This window comes from Natronococcus sp. JC468 (assembly GCF_012163165.1).
GTDB classification, from domain to species: Archaea; Halobacteriota; Halobacteria; order Halobacteriales; family Natrialbaceae; genus Natronococcus; species Natronococcus jeotgali.
On the sequence record NZ_JAAVUO010000001.1, the window covers coordinates 232,006 to 247,806 of the forward strand.

The 15,801-nt window shown below is 66.9% G+C and carries 10 protein-coding genes; 7 read left to right on the top strand and 3 right to left on the bottom strand.

The annotated features are described in order from the left end of the window. The first annotated feature begins 35 nt into the window (after window positions 1–35). Both smc and GWG54_RS01305 read left to right on the top strand, forming a co-directional pair. On the top strand, window positions 36–3,617 hold the full coding sequence (gene smc, locus GWG54_RS01300; RefSeq protein ID WP_167936050.1) for a chromosome segregation protein SMC: 3,582 nt from the start codon (window positions 36–38) through the stop codon (window positions 3,615–3,617). Next, window positions 3,610–4,560: a ScpA family protein gene (locus tag GWG54_RS01305; protein WP_167936051.1), complete on the top strand. Its 951-nt coding sequence runs from the start codon at window positions 3,610–3,612 to the stop codon at window positions 4,558–4,560. The genes smc and GWG54_RS01305 overlap by 8 nt, the downstream gene beginning before the upstream one ends. Before the next feature lie 56 nt (window positions 4,561–4,616). On the opposite strand, the gene GWG54_RS01310 is transcribed toward GWG54_RS01305, so the two are convergent. Continuing rightward, a complete protein-coding gene (locus GWG54_RS01310; RefSeq protein WP_167936052.1) occupies window positions 4,617–5,228 on the bottom strand; it encodes a hypothetical protein in 612 nt (203 codons plus the stop codon). Window positions 5,229–5,630: 402 nt separating this feature from the next. Next, the gene (gene mtnP / locus GWG54_RS01315; protein WP_167936053.1) at window positions 5,631–6,485 is read right to left on the bottom strand and encodes an S-methyl-5'-thioadenosine phosphorylase; all 855 of its coding nucleotides are present in this window, start codon (window positions 6,483–6,485) and stop codon (window positions 5,631–5,633) included. 260 nt (window positions 6,486–6,745) lie between these two features. Between mtnP and GWG54_RS01320 the strand changes: the two genes are divergently transcribed. Further along, window positions 6,746–8,143: an MATE family efflux transporter gene (locus GWG54_RS01320; protein WP_245242727.1), complete on the top strand. Its 1,398-nt coding sequence runs from the start codon at window positions 6,746–6,748 to the stop codon at window positions 8,141–8,143. 176 nt (window positions 8,144–8,319) lie between these two features. On the opposite strand, the gene GWG54_RS01325 is transcribed toward GWG54_RS01320, so the two are convergent. Beyond that, on the bottom strand, window positions 8,320–9,015 hold the full coding sequence (locus GWG54_RS01325) for a phosphoribosyltransferase (protein ID WP_167936055.1): 696 nt from the start codon (window positions 9,013–9,015) through the stop codon (window positions 8,320–8,322). Between the two features lie 130 nt (window positions 9,016–9,145). On the opposite strand from GWG54_RS01325, the gene GWG54_RS01330 reads away from it, so the two are divergent. The 4 genes from GWG54_RS01330 (at window position 9,146) to ppsA (ending at window position 15,579) form a co-directional block, all read left to right on the top strand. Continuing rightward, window positions 9,146–10,492 carry a S46 family peptidase gene (locus tag GWG54_RS01330; RefSeq protein WP_167936056.1) on the top strand — a complete coding sequence of 449 codons (1,347 nt, stop codon included), beginning with the start codon at window positions 9,146–9,148 and terminating at the stop codon, window positions 10,490–10,492. Between the two features lie 60 nt (window positions 10,493–10,552). After that, complete coding sequence (thiC, locus tag GWG54_RS01335; protein ID WP_167936057.1) at window positions 10,553–12,046, top strand: phosphomethylpyrimidine synthase ThiC; 1,494 nt, start codon at window positions 10,553–10,555, stop codon at window positions 12,044–12,046. A 96-nt stretch (window positions 12,047–12,142) separates the two neighbouring features. Further along, window positions 12,143–13,042 (top strand): PhzF family phenazine biosynthesis protein, encoded by a 900-nt coding sequence (locus GWG54_RS01340; protein ID WP_167936058.1) that lies wholly within the window; start codon window positions 12,143–12,145, stop codon window positions 13,040–13,042. A 149-nt stretch (window positions 13,043–13,191) separates the two neighbouring features. Beyond that, window positions 13,192–15,579 (top strand): phosphoenolpyruvate synthase, encoded by a 2,388-nt coding sequence (ppsA, locus tag GWG54_RS01345; protein ID WP_167936059.1) that lies wholly within the window; start codon window positions 13,192–13,194, stop codon window positions 15,577–15,579. Window positions 15,580–15,801 lie beyond the last annotated feature (222 nt).

A 15,801-nucleotide genomic window follows, 5' to 3' on the forward strand; every position in this document is an offset into this window, starting at 1 on the left:
GCGGCGGCCGAGCTGACGGAGGATTCGAGAAGGGTATGTACATCAAGGCGCTCGTCTTAGATAATTTCAAGAGCTTTGGGAGAAAGACCAAGATTCCGTTCTACGAGGATTTCACGGTCGTCACGGGGCCGAACGGCTCCGGCAAGTCGAACATCATCGACGCCGTGCTCTTCGCGCTGGGATTGGCCCGGACGCGGGGGATCCGCGCCGAGAAACTGACCGACCTCATCTACAACCCCGGCCACGAGGACGGTTCCTCGTCCGAGGGCCCCCGCGAGGCGGTCGTCGAGGTCGTCCTCGACAACTCGGATCGGACCCTCGAGCGCTCCCAGATCGTCAACGCCGCCGGCAGCGACGACGTCGGCGACGTCGACGAGATCCGCATCCGTCGCCGAGTGAAAGAGACCGAGGACAACTACTACTCCTACTACTACCTGAACGACCGCTCGGTGAACCTCTCGGACATCCAGGACCTGCTCGCGCAGGCCGGCGTCACCCCCGAGGGGTACAACGTCGTCATGCAGGGCGACGTCACCGAGATTATCAACATGACGCCCCACGCCCGCCGGGAGATCATCGACGAGATCGCCGGCGTCGCGGAGTTCGACGCCAAGAAGGAAGACGCCTTCGCGGAGCTCGAGACGGTCCAGGAGCGCATCGACGAGGCCGAACTCCGCATCGAGGAGAAACGCGACCGACTGGACCAGCTCGAGGACGAACGACGGGAAGCGCTTCGCTACCGACGACTTCGCCGCGAGAAGGAGGAGTACGAGGGGTACCGGAAGGCCAGCGAGCTCGAGGAGAAACGCGAGGAACGCGACACCCTCGAGGACGCGGTCGACGACCTCGAGGACGACCTCGAGGACCGCCGGCGAACGCTGGACGAACGCCAGGGGACGGTCGTTCGCCTCCAGGAGGATCTCGAGGACCTGAACGCCGAGATCGAGCGGAAAGGCGAGGACGAACAGCTCCGGATCAAAAGCGAGATCGAGGAGCTCAAGGGGGACATCTCGCGGCTCGAGGACCAGATCGAGGCCAGCGAGGACCAGATCGAGGCCGCCGAGTCCGACCGCCGGGAGGCGTTCGTCCAGATCGACCGCAAGCAAGAGGAGATCGACGAGCTCGAGGACGCGGTTCGCGAGCACAAACTCGAGAAGGCCTCGATCAAAACGGAGATCCAGGAGCGAGAGACCGAGCGCGACGAACTCGAGGCCGAAATCGAGGCCGTCGACACCGAGTTCGACGAACTCAAGGCCGAACTGGCCGAACGCAAGGACGACCTCGAGGAGGCGAAAACCGAGCGCAACGACCTCCAGCGCGAACAGGATCGCCTGCTCGACGAGGCCCGGCGGCGCTCGAACGCCATCGAGGAGACGGAGGCCGAACTCGAGGAGAAACGCGAGGAACTCCCCGAACTCGAGGAGCGGGAGTCGGACCTCGAGCGCGAGCTACGGAAGGCCGAGGCGAACCGCGAAAACATCGCGGACGTCGTCGAGGACCTGAAAGCCGAGAAGCGGGACGTCCAGTCCGACCTCGAGGCGGTCGAGGACGAGATCCAGTCGAAACAACAGGAGTACGCCGAGCTCGAGGCCAAAGCCGGCGAGAGCGGCGACTCCTCCTTTGGCCGCGCGGTGACGACGATCCTCAACGCGGGGCTCGACGGCGTCCACGGCGCGGTCGCTCAGCTGGGGTCGGTGCCGGGCGAGTACGCGGTCGCCTGCGAGACCGCCGCGGGCGGGCGACTCGCGAACGTGGTCGTCGACGACGACGGCGTCGGCCAGCGGTGTATCGAACACCTGAAATCGCGCAACGCCGGGCGCGCGACCTTCCTCCCGATGACCGACATGCACGAGCGCCGCCTGCCATCGGCCCCGACCGATCCCGGTATCGTCGGCTTCGCGTACGATCTGGTCGAGTTCGACGAGCAGTACGCGGGGATCTTCTCGTACGTGCTGGGCGACACGCTGGTCGTCGAGGACCTCGAGACGGCCCGCTCGTACACGGGCGACTACCGGATGGTCACGCTCGACGGCGACCTGGTCGAGAAAAGCGGCGCGATGACCGGGGGTTCCCGGAAGGGCTCGCGGTACTCCTTTACCGGCGGGGGGGAGGGACAGCTCGAGCGCGTCGCGAGCCAGATCACCGAACTCCAGGACGAACGGGAGTCGCTGCGCGAGGACGTCCGGAGCGTCGAGGAGCGTCTCGACGACGCCCGGGACCGACAGACCGACGCGGCCGACGAGGTCCGCTCGATCGAGAGCGAACTCGAGCGCATCGAGGACGACCGGGAGACGATCCGGGAAGCGATCGCCGACCGCGAGGACGAACTCGAGGAGCTGCGCGAGGAACGGGAGTCGGTCGACGAGCGCATGACCGAGATCGCCGACGGGATCGAGGCACAAACGGCGGCGATCGAGGAGATCGAGGCCGACATCGAGGCCCTCGAGGCCGAGCTCGAAGACTCGAAGATCCCCGAGCTCACCGCACAGATCGAGGAACTCGAGGCCGAGATCGACGACCGCGAGGACCGCATCGACGAGCTCGACGGGGAGCTCAACGAGTTGCGCTTGGAGACGGAGTACGCCGAGGACGCGATCGAGGAGCTGCGCGACGACATCGAGGAGGCCCAGAACCGGAAGGCCGACCACGAGGACCGGATCGCCGATCGCGAGGCGACGATCGAGGAGAAACGCGAGGAACTCGAGGCGAAACACGAGGCCGTCGCGGAACTCGAGGAGGAGCTGACCGAACTCAAAGACGACCGGAGCGAGCTCAAGGCGGAGCTCGCCGACGCTCGGACGAAACGCGACCAGCAGCAGGATCGGGTCAACGCCGTCGAGAGCAAACTCGAGGACAAGCGGGGACGGCTCGAGGACCTCGAGTGGGAGATCGAGAGCCTCGAGGACGAGGTCGGCGACTACGATCCCGAGGACGTGCCCGATCACGAGACCGTCCTCGAGACCATCGAGCTTCTGACGGCGGACATGGAGGCGATGGAGCCGGTAAACATGCTCGCGATCGAGGAGTACGAGGAGGTCCGCGAGGAGCTTGCGGAACTCGAGGCGGGGAAGGCGACGCTGGTCGAGGAGGCGGCGGGAATCCGCGACCGAATCGAGGAGTACGAGACCCAGAAGAAACGGACGTTCATGGACGCCTACGAGGATATCTCGGCGCACTTCACCGAGATCTTCGAGCAGCTCTCGGAGGGGACCGGATCCCTTCACCTCGAGGACGAGGACGACCCCTTCGAGGGCGGGCTGACGATGAAGGCCCAGCCCGGCGACAAGCCGATCCAGCGACTGGATGCGATGTCCGGCGGCGAGAAGTCCCTGACCGCGCTCGCCTTCATCTTCGCGATCCAGCGGCACAATCCGGCGCCGTTTTACGCGCTCGACGAGATCGACGCCTTCCTCGACGCCGTCAACGCCGAGCGGGTCGGCCAGATGGTCGAGGAGCTGGCGGGCCGGGCCCAGTTCGTCGTGGTCTCGCACCGCTCGGCGATGCTCGATCGTTCGGAACGGGCGATCGGGGTGACGATGCAGCGGGACAACGTCAGCGCAGTGACTGGGATCGACCTGAGCGACGGGGACCGCGACGAGGTGCCCGCGGATGACTGACGATCCGAACGCGGACGGCGAGATCCCGCTCGACATCGCGGGCCACGGCGACCGCGACCGCCCCGGCGACGCGGAGTCGGTGTTCGAGTTCGACGGCCTCGAGTCGGCGGAGGACGACCCCGAGTCGGCGAAGGACGGAGACGACGCGGAGGTCGAGCCCGTCGAGTTGCTCGTCCAGCTCGCCGAGGACGGCGAGATCGATCCCTGGGACATCGACATCGTCGAGGTGACCGATCGGTTCCTCGAGGCGCTCGACGACGCCGACCTGCGGACCTCCGGTCGGGCGCTGTTCTACGCGAGCGTCCTGTTGCGGATGAAAAGCGACGAGCTGTTCGGCCCCGACGAGCCCGACGAAGAGGAGCTCCCCCCCTGGGAGGCGCCCTTCGCCAACGAGGGACCCGATCCGGAGCCGGGCGAGGGGCCGGCGTTCGACCCCGTCGAGGGACTCGAGGCGGAGATGGAACGCCGTCTCGAGCGCAAACACGCTCGCGGAAAGCCCGAGACGCTCGACGAGCTCGTTCGCGACCTCCGGGAGGCCGAACGGGACACGTGGTGGAAAGACTCCCGGAGCTACGATACGAGCGACTCCCCGCGGGGGTACGACCGCGGCGTCCAGGAGCTGAGCTACCACGCGGAGGATCGGTTTCGCGTCGACGACGAGCCGACGAGCGACGACGTCACGCACACGACCCACGAGGAGGACATCGAGCGGGTGATCGACGACGTCGAGGCGGAACTCGAATCGCGCTACGACCGGGGCCGCGAGGAGGTTCTGTACGCCGAGATCGACGACGCCGGCGGGTCGCGCGTGATGACGTATCTCGCCGTGCTCTTTCTGTCACACCGGGGAGCGATCGCGCTCGAGCAGGACGAACTGTTCGGCGACCTCTGGGTTCGGCGGGTCGACTCGGACGGCGATCGAGTCGAACCGGTCGCGAACTGAGCGACCGGTTCGACGACCCTGCCGTACACACGAACTACGCGGACGAAAGAACGGTACTACTGGGCGGTAAGACTGCTCGCGGACTCCCTGAACTGCGAGAAGTTCGTCACGAGCGTGATCAGCGCGAACAGCGCGGTGATGATCGCCGCGAGGGCGACGCCGGGAATCGGGAGGAGTCCGACCGCGGAGGCCAACAGCAGGCTCGCGCTCGCGGCGACCGCGGTCACGTAATACTCCCGGACCGCACGATCGCTCGCGAGTCGGGAGTCGAGCTCCGCCGTCCCCTTCTCGGTCGCCTCGATGTAGGGGGCGAAGATCTCGAGCTGATCCGTCGGTTCGACGATCCCCCGAGGCTGGTTGTACTCCACGACGCCCTCCTCGTCGAGTTTGGGGAGGTGGGACTGGTACAGCGGGATGTACACGCGCTGGCGTTCGGTCGAAGAGAGCTCCGCGATCGTCGTGTCGTTCTCGCGGGCGGCCACGTACTCGGCGACGTCGCGCATCTTGACTGCACCCTCCTCCTCAAGGAGGTACCGGATCGTGTCCCGACGGCGGTTCGTCTGGAGAAGGTGGAAGATATCGTCGCTGGAGAGCTCCGGCGGCTCGTCGGACTCCATCTCCTCCGCGTCGTCCGATGTGTGGGCGGAACGGTCAGTTTCGAGGGTCATGCTCTTCACTCCACTACTGGTATCCGAACATACATAAAACTTCCCTTGACAATCTTATTTTCTGAATATATTTGTGTAGAGTACAGTCTAACGGAAAATTAATCGGTTAAAAAGTGCACAACTGTTGCACTTCGCGATCGACGGTCGCTTCGGCGGCTTGCGTCTCCTACACGGAGGAACGGGGGAAACGGTGATAGGGGTTGTTCCAACGATATTTGGTATGCGATGCGGTCGCAGAACTCGGATAAGATCCTGATAACGGTCCCGTCGCCGACTCCGTCGGCCACCCGTGGAACGTGGGACTCACTATCCGATCGTTACGAGGCGGCTACGCGGTCGATAACGGACCGGTTTCCGAACGAAAACCGTTCCGCGAAATGAACTGGCGTCGATCGACGGTCGTCAGTCGAGGTACTGGCCGGCCAACAGATCGACTCGCTCGCGGGTCTCCTCGGGGATCGCCTCCGAGGGCGTGTTGATCGTCCCCTCGAGCGCCGACCAGGCCTCGCTCTCGAAGTCCTCGGGCATCGTTCGGATCGCATGCTCGACGACGGCGTTGATCGACTCCTGGTTGGCCTCGGCGTTCTCGAGAACCTCCTCGAGGGTGACCTCGCTGTCTTCCTTCCAGACGTCGTAGTCGGTGACGCCAGCGACGGTCGCGTAGCTCAGTTCGGCCTCGCGGGCCAGTTTCGCTTCCGGGACGGTCGTCATGCCGACGATGTCCCACCCCTGCTCACGGTAGAACTCGCTCTCGGCGCGGGTCGAGTACTGGGGCCCCTCGATACAGACGTAGGTCCCGTCCTCGGCGACCTCGGCGTCGGTGGCCTCGCGGGCGGCGTCGGCGAGATGGGAGGCGAGCGCCGGACAGTACGGTTCGGCGAAGCTCATGTGGACGACCATTCCGTCGCCGAAAAAGGTCGGCGTGCGGTGTTTCGTTCGGTCGTAGATCTGGTCCGGGACGACGAGCGTCCGGGGCGGCAGCTCCTCGCGGAGGCTGCCGACGGCGTTGGTCGAGATCACCCGATCGACGCCGACGGACTTCAGCGCGTAGATGTTCGCCCGGTAGCTCGCTCCCGTCGGCGTGTGCTGGTGGTCCTCGCCGTGACGCGGGAGGAAGGCGACTTCTTTCCCGCCGAGCTCGCCGAGGGTGACGTCCTCGCTGGGCTCGCCGTACGGCGTCGAGACCGACTTCGTCGAGACGTTCTCGAGTGGCAGTGCCTCGTAGATCCCGCTGCCGCCGATAACTCCGATGGTCATAAACGGACGTCGAACGGGCGGGGACGTAAACGGTACGATACAGACGGCTGACGAAACCGAACGGAGGTCGGTTCCGCGGCTCGAGTTCGGCCCCTGCTACCACTGCCCACGAGAGTTCAAGTACGCCGAGCGTATTTCGATTCGTAATGTCCTCCGATCCGGATGCCGACGGAGCCGCGCCGACGAGCGAGACGGAGGACGATCCCGCGGGGGGACCCGAACGGGAACGGGCGCTCACCGAGGGCGGTCTCGTCCGCCCGATGTTCCGCCTCGCCTGGCCGCTGATCGTCATCCAGCTCCTGCAGGTCGCGTACAACGTCGGCGACACGTTCTGGCTCGGCGCGCTCTCGCCCGACGCCGTCGGCGCGCTCAGCCTCGCGTTCCCGCTGATCTTCCTGCTGATCTCGGTCGGCGGCGGGTTCACGGCTGCGGGAGCGATTCTGATCGCACAGCACACTGGCGCCGAGAGCGGGAAGGGCGGACTGATCGCCGGACAGACGATCTCGATCATCTCAACGGTCGCGATCGCCCTCGGAATCGTCGGCTACCTCGTAACCGATCCGATGCTCGCGCTGTTACCCGCCGACCCGGACACCCAGGCACGGATCGTTCCGCTCGCGGCCGACTACATGCGCGTGTTCTTCCTCGGCGCGCCGTTTCTGTTCGGCTTCTTCGTGTTCGTCTCGCTGATGCGCGGCTACGGCGACGCGCGTGCACCGATGCGCGTGATGTTCGTCAGCGTCGTGTTCAACCTCGCGCTTGACCCGCTGTTGATCTTCGGCGTCGGACCGGTTCCTCGCCTCGAGATCCAGGGCGCTGCCGTCGCGACGGTCCTCTCACGGGCGATCGCGACCGGGATCGGGTTCTACCTCCTGTGGTGCACCGACGTCGGTCCCGAGATCGAGGCCGATCACCTCGTTCCTCGCCTCGAGTACGTCTCGAAAATCGTTCGACTGGGCGTGCCGACGGCGGCGGAACAGTCGATGAGTTCGCTCGCGATGGTGGGGATGACGGCGATGGTCGCGACGTTCCCGCCCGCGGTCGTCGCGGCCTACGGGCTCGGCAACCGGCTCATCTCGCTGGCCTTTCTCCCGGCGATGGGAATGGGTCAGGCGACCGACACCGTCGTCGGCCAGAACCTGGGCGCTGGCAGGCCCGAGCGAGCCGAGCGGGCGACCTGGATCGCCTCGGGCGCGATCGCGGGGGTGATGCTCGCGGCCGGGGCGATCGCCGTCCTGTTCCCCGAGCCGATCGTCGGCGTCTTCCTGACGGCCGACGAGGCGGGTCGGGCGGAGACGCTCGCCTACGGAACGACCTACCTGCGGATCGCGGCGGCCATGTTCGTCTTCATGGGCGTCCTTCAGGTGATCCTCGGGGCGTTCCGCGGCGCGGGTAACACGAAGACGGCGCTGGTGTTCTCGGTGGTGACGCTCTGGGTCGCGCGCGTTCCGGTCAGCTATGTCCTCATCTTCGTCGCCGACTGGGGAACGGCCGGCATCTGGTTCGGCGTCGTCGCCGGCGACGTGATCGGGGCGCTCGCAGCGCTCGCGTGGTTCGCCCGCGGTACGTGGAAGGGGTCGCTCGTCGACGCGGAAGGCGAGGAGCGGTCCCGACGGGGAACCGACGAGGAGCCCGCGACGGCGCAGTCGGTCGAATAATCGGCCGTCTTCCGGCCGTTCACGTGTCTCGAGCGGTTTCGTACGTCGGTAGTCCTCTCGGGCGCGGGCCGCGACAGCGTGAGACGGGGCAACTCCGTTCGAGGCGCGTCCTCGAACGCGAACGCTCGGAGACGATCTCGGTACCGTTCGGAGCGTCGGCGACCGACGTCGGTCGACTACTCGACCAGCGCCCACTCGCCGTGGTCGACCATCTCGACGACGTCCCGCCGATCCATCTCCCGCAACACCTCCTGGAGGCGGTCCGGCTGGGCGATCTCCATCTCCATGCGCTCGATGCTGTGGAACTCCGAGAGGTAGTGGCGGATCTCCTCGCTGGTGAACGTCTCCTGGTCGGCCCGCTCCATCGCTCCCGAGATCAGATCGACCATGTCCTCGATGAAGTTCCAGGGGTAGACGACCCAGGTCCACTCCTCGAGGCGCTCGCCGATGTAGTCGGGTTCGTACTCGCTGGTCTGGAGGAGTTGGAGCGTCGCGGTGCGGACCTCGTCGGCGTCGCGCTCGTCGACGTACTCGTAGGCGCGCTCGATCGATCCCCCCGTGTCGGCGATGTCGTCGATGATGAGGACGTCCTTTCCCTCGACGCTGCCCTCGGGCATCGGGTACCGAACGGACGGCTCGCCGCTTTTCTCGGCGGTTCCGACGTAGTGTTCCATCTTCAGGCTCGTCAGATCGTCGAGACCGAGGAAATCGCAGATACAGCGGCCCGCGAACCAGCCCCCGCGGGCGAGTGCGACGATGACGTCCGGCTCGAATTCGTCACGACGAACCTCGCCGCTGACGTCGCGACAGAGGCTGTAAATGTAGTCCCAGTTCGTTATCGTACAGTCGAAATCGTCCGGTAGGTCGGACATCTGGTGGCCACCTATCCGAAGGAATTCGCCCCGTCCTCATAAGTTGGACTGAATCGAGCGCCGCCTCGAGGCGTGCGACGCATCCGCACAGCTAAGGGAGTTCGGTACGTACACGATATGACTTCAACTTATGCCCACAACCCAGGATTTCGAGTACCTGCTCGAGTGCAGGAACGTCATCGGCGTCGACTACGACGAGGACGAACGGGAGGTGCGGGTGTTCGTCTCCCGAAAACTGCCCCCCGACGCGCTCGCGGACGAGGACGACGTCGAGAAACGGGTTCGCGAGGTCGGCGACGCCGACGTCACCGTCGACGTCGTCGACGCCGGCTACGACGAGGAACGGGAGGGGTTCGACGCGCTGTCGACGCTCGAGGCGGTTCCCGAGGCCGCGGCGGGAAGAAGCGATCGCCGGCGACCGGTTCCCGCCGGCGCGAGCGAGGCCAACGCGAACCTGACCGCCGGCACCGGGGGCCCCTACCCCGCGCGGGTTACGGGAGACGGCGACGCGCTCTGGGACGAGGCGATCGAACCGAACGACCTCGTTCGGCTCTCGAACAATCACGTCTACGCGCGCTCGAACGCGGCCGACCTCGGCGAGTCGATCCTCCAGCCCTCGCCCCACGACGGCGGCGGTCCCAACGACGAGGTCGGCGAACTCGTCGGCTACGTCCCCGTCGAGGACGGCGTTCGCGTCGACGTCGCCGCGCGGTCCGTCGACCCGGAGCGGGAGTCGGATCGGTACGCCGAACTCGACGAGGCGTGGCCGACGGGCGTCCGCCGGGACGCGTACGACGAACTCCGCGGCGAGACGGTGACCAAGACGGGACGGACGACGGGGGTTACCAGCGCCACCGTCGAGGCCACGAGCGCGAGCGTCGCGGTCGAGTTCGGCGCCGAGCAGGGGACGGTGCGGCTGCGTGACCAGCTGATCGCGGGCTACATGTCCGAGGGCGGCGACAGCGGTTCCCCGGTCTTCCTCGAGGACGGCGAGCTCGTCGGCCTGCTGTTCGCGGGCTCGGCCCAGCAGACGATCTGCAACCGGATCGGGAACGTCGAGCGGGAACTCGGGGTCGAGATCCTCCTCGAGGAGCCGGGCGAGGACGACGGGGCCGACGACGGCGGAGACGAGGAAAACGGCGACGACGCGGGCGACGAGCGGGACGCCCCCGTCTACACGACCACCTTCGCGACCGATCTCGAGGTCGCTCTGGAGGGTCCGATCCTCGAGTTGGAGTCGCTCACGTTCGACGAGCCGCCCCGTCCTCGCTCCCGGATCGGGGCGACGGTCGTCGTTACGGCGAGCGAACCGGGCAGCTACTGGCTCGAGGTCGCGGACGAACGCCGGACGTTCGACGTCCCCGACCCGGGAGCCGGCGGCGACGACCTTCGACGCGCGGTCGCGGTCGATATCGACGTCCCCGACGGCGCGAACGACGTGTTCTCCGTCGCGGTCGCCGGCGGCAGGATTGAGTAGTGAACGGACCGACCGCGCAACGACGTATATTTATGACTTGGTGGTATCACTTGGTAATGAATGGTTCGAACGCAGCTTCGGGCTGCCCGCGAGGGAGTCGTCACGCCGGAGATGAACCGCGTCGCCGAACGGGAGAACCGCGATCCGGAGTTCGTCCGGCAGGAGGTCGCGGACGGACGGGCGGTGATCCCGTCGAACGTCGCTCACGACGCGCTCGACCCGATGATCATCGGTCGCGAGTTCGCGACCAAGGTCAACGCCAACATCGGTAACAGCGACGAGTCGAGTGACCTCGAGACGGAACTCGAGAAGCTCCACGCCGCGGTCCACTACGGCGCCGACACCGTGATGGATCTCGGTACCGGGAGCGATCTCGGCGCGATCCGCGAAACGCACGTCGAACACTCGCCCGTGCCGATCGGGACGGTCCCGCTCTACGAGGCGGTGAAACGAGCCGGAAGCCCCGAGGAGCTCACGAAAGACCTCCTGCTCGAGGTCGTCGAGACTCAGGCCGAGCAGGGCGTCGACTACATGACGATCCACGCGGGGATCCTCGCGGAGCACCTGCCGCTGACCGACGGGCGCAAGACGGGGATCGTCTCGCGGGGCGGTTCGATCATGGCCGCGTGGATGGAGGCTCACGGCGAGCAAAACCCGCTGTTCCAGCGCTACGACGACATCTGCGAGATTTTCGCCGAACACGACGTCACGTTCAGTCTGGGGGACAGCCTGCGGCCGGGCAGTCTGGCCGACGCCTGCGACGAGGCCCAGTACGCCGAGCTGGACGCGCTGGGCGATCTGACGCGTCGCGCCCGGGAACGCGGCGTCCAGGTGATGGTCGAGGGACCGGGACACGTCCCGATGCACAAGGTCGCGGAGAACGTCGAGCGCCAACAGGAGGTCTGCGACGGCGCGCCTTTTTACGTCCTCGGCCCGCTCGTGACCGATATCGCGCCGGGGTACGACCACGTCACGAGCGCGATCGGCGCCGCGATGGCCGCCCGGGCCGGCGCGGCGATGCTGTGTTACGTGACCCCGAAGGAGCACCTCGGCCTCCCCGAGGCCGAGGACGTCCGCGACGGGCTCGCCGCCTACCGGATCGCCGCCCACGCGGGCGACGTCGCGAACGAACGCCCCGGCGCCCGCGACTGGGACGACGCGCTCTCGGAGGCCCGCTACGAGTTCGACTGGCGCGAGCAGTTCCGCCTCGCGCTCGACCCCGACCGTGCCCGCGACTACCACGACCAGACGCTGCCCGAGGACAACTACAAGGAGGCCCGGTTCTGCTCGATGTGCGGCGCCGAGTTCTGCTCGATGCGGATCGACCGGGACGTTCGAGAATCGCGTCGCGATTCTCGAAGCAGTCAGGCCCCGTGGGGGTCTGACCAGCCGCGGGAGGCCGGGGAGATAGAGCGGCTCGACGCGGAGACGGACCTCGAAACCTCGTCCGCGGCCGAGGCGAACCTGCCGCCGGTCGGGACTCACGACTCGAGCGAACTCTCGGAGCTCGTCGATACGGACGCGGACGCGCTCGAGGAAGCCGACGGCGACTGAGCGATCTCGGGTGACGGACCTGCGCCGACTCCGTGCAGCCGACCGGGGACCGGTGAACGGCGATGGTTTGATGCCGCGGCCGTTCGAGGCCGACGTATGGAGACGATTCGGGTCCTGCAGGTCGACGCGTTCACCGACGAGCCGCTGACGGGAAACCCCGCCGGCGTCGTCCCCGACGCCGACGGACTTAGCGACGACCAGATGCAGGCGATCGCCCGGGAGCTGGCGCTGAGCGAGACCGCCTTCCTCCGCTCGAGCGACGAGGCCGACCGCCGTATCCGATACTTCACGCCGAGCCAGGAGGTCGACCTCTGCGGGCACGCGACGATCGGCAGCTACGCCCACCTCCGTGAGGAGGGGCTCGAGCGGGGGACGACGACCCTCGAGACGAACGTCGGGGTCCTCGAGATCGAGGTCGAGGCCGACGGCACGGTCTGGATGACTCAGAACGAACCGACGATCCGGGAGGTCGACGTCGGTTACGATCGCGTCGCCGACGCCCTCGGCGTCGAGGCGGCCGCGCTCGAGGGGGCCAGCGACGACATCCCGCTGGCGGTCGCCTCGACGGGACTCCCGTTCCTGATCGTCCCGATAACCTACCTCTCGGATCTCGGCGCGGCCGAGCCCGACGCGAACGCGATCCAGGAGCTGACCGCCGAGCTCGAGGCGGCCGGGATCTACCTCTTCACGTTCGACGCCCTCGAGCGCGAGTCGACGCTGCACGGGCGAATGTTCGCACCCGGCCTCGGCGTGCCCGAGGATCCCGTCACGGGAACCGCGAGCGGGGCCGTCGGCGCGTACCTCGACCGCTTCGGCGCGTTCGACGACGACCTCCCCGAGGAGCTGCGCCTCGAGCAGGGCCACTACGTCGACCGACCCGGAACCGTCTCGGTCCGAGTCAGCGACCGCGTCCGGGTGGGCGGACGCGGCGTGACGGCCCTCGACGGTCGCATCGCCGTTCCGGACGCCGAGGACGACGAGATCCTCGAGCCCTGATCCTCCCTGCCAGGGACGTTCCACGGAGTATCAGTCCCCTAACACGCTAAAATTGCCGCCCGTCGAGCAAACTCATTCGACCGCGAGTTGTGAATTGTGCGGTCCGTTCGCAACCTTCTTTAGCCGGTCCGGTGACCTTCCAGCTACAGATGGCTGTACTCTGGTTGGACGAGATCAGCGCCGGTGACCTCGAGCAGGTCGGCGGCAAGGGAGCTTCTCTGGGCGAGCTCACGGGCGCTGGACTTCCCGTCCCACCCGGATTCGTCGTAACTGCGGGGACCTACCGATCGTTCATCGAGAACGCGAACATCGGCGAGGAGCTGTTCGCGGCCGGCGGCGGCCGCGGGGCGGACCGCGGCGGGCGCCCCGAAGCCGCCGAGCGCGCACAGGAACTCATCCTCGAGACGCCGTTTCCCGACGACCTGCGCGAGGAGATCCTCGCGTCCTACCGGCAGGTCGGCGAGGACGGCGAGGAGGCGTTCGTCGCCGTCCGCTCCTCGGCGACCGCCGAGGACCTCCCCGACGCCTCCTTCGCCGGGCAACAGGAGACGTACCTGAACGTCACCGAGGCGGACCTGCTCGATCGGGTCCGGGAGTGCTGGGCATCGCTGTTCACCCAGCGGGCGATCTACTACCGCCAGGAGAAGGGGTTCGACCACTCGGTCGTCAACATCGCGGTCGTCGTCCAGCAGATGGTCGACGCCGATAAATCGGGCGTCATGTTCACGAGCCACCCCTCGACGGGCGATCCGACGATGATCGTCGAGGCCGCGTGGGGTCTGGGCGAGGCCGTCGTCTCCGGCGCCGTCTCGCCGGACAACTACGTCATTTCCCGCGAGGACCGATCGGTCGACGTCACCGTCGCCGAGAAGAAGGTGATGCACGCCAAAGACGAGGAAACCGGCGAGACCCGAGAGATCGAGGTTCCGGCGGAGAAACGGAACGCGCGCGTCCTCTCGGACGGAGAGATCGAGCGGCTCGTCGAACTCGGCGAGCGCGTCGAGGACCACTACGACACCCCCCAGGACGTCGAGTGGGCAATTCTCGACAGCGATGAGCAACGCTCATCGAGCAGCCGGACGCAGTCCGGCGACGGAGCGGTCTTCATGCTGCAGTCGCGACCGATCACGACGATCGACGAGGGCGGCGCCGACGCGACGGACGCCACCGAAACCGGCGACATCACGGAGGGGATCACCGACGGCAGCGGGACGCAGGCCCAGGCTGCCGACGGCTCCGAGAGCGCGGCCGGAGCCGGAACGGGCGACGTGCTAGTCGACGGCCTGGGCTCGAGCCCGGGTCGGGTCAGTGGCGCCGCCCGGATCGTCACCAAGCTCGACGAGCTCGACAAGGTCGGCGAGGGCGACATCATCGTCACCGAGATGACGATGCCCGACATGGTGCCCGCGATGAAACGCGCCGCCGGCATCATCACCGACGAGGGCGGGATGACCAGCCACGCAGCCATCGTCTCCCGCGAACTGGGCGTTCCCGCCATCGTCGGCACGACCAACGCGACGACGACGCTGGAGGACGGCCAGGTCGTCACCCTCGACGGCGACAAGGGCGCCGTCCTCGAGGGCGATACGGTCTCGCCCGACGAGGAGGCCGAACCCGTCGAGGAGGTCCGCCCGCAGTCCCCGGTCAAACCCATGACCGCGACCGAGGTCAAGGTCAACGTCTCCATTCCGGAGGCCGCCGAGCGGGCGGCCGCGACCGGGGCCGACGGCGTCGGACTCCTGCGAACGGAGCACATGATCCTCTCGCTGAACCGGACGCCCGCGAAGTTCATCGACGACGAGGGCGAAGACGCCTACATCAAGGAGCTCGTCCAGGGGATCCGCGGCGTCGCCGACGAGTTCTACCCCCGTCCCGTCCGCGTCCGGACGCTGGACGCGCCGACCGACGAGTTCCGCCAGCTCGAGGGCGGCGAGGACGAACCCGCCGAGCACAACCCGATGCTCGGCTACCGGGGGATCCGCCGCTCGCTCGATCGGCCCGACGTCTTCGCTCACGAACTCGAGGCATTCCGGCGGCTGTACGAGATGGGCTACGACAACGTCGAGATCATGTTCCCGCTGGTCAACGACGCCGAGGACGTCTACCGGACCAAACGGCTCATGACCGAGGCGGGGATCGACCCCGAGAAGCGCACCTGGGGCGTGATGATCGAGACGCCCGCCTCGGCGCTGGCCGTCGAGGAGATGGCCGACGCGGGGATCGACTTCGCCTCGTTCGGAACGAACGACCTCACCCAGTACACGCTCGCGGTCGATCGCAACAACGAGCACGTCGCCGACCGCTTCGACGAACTTCACCCCTCCGTGCTGCGGCTGATCGGCGACGTCATCGAGACCTGCCGCGAACACGACGTCGATACGAGCATCTGCGGCCAGGCCGGCTCGAAACCCGAGATGGTCCAGTTCCTCGTCAACGAGGGGATCCACTCGGTCTCGGCGAACATCGACGCCGTCCGCGACGTCCAACACGAGGTCAAACGCGTCGAGCAGAAACTGCTGCTCGACTCGGTACGCTGATCGAGGACAGTCGCTCGATTCGCGCTTTCGTGTCGGCTACCAGGCGGTCGTTTCGGACCGAAGGTAGTCAGTACGTTCGGCAACCGTCCTATCGACGGGGCTGTCCCCGATTCTCCCCTGCCGAAATTCGATATTCCCGCGTTCGATCGTTTCGACGCTCCACGGGACGATACTACTCGGCTTCGACCTGCCGCCCTCTCTCCGTTCGTCCTCGAAAATACG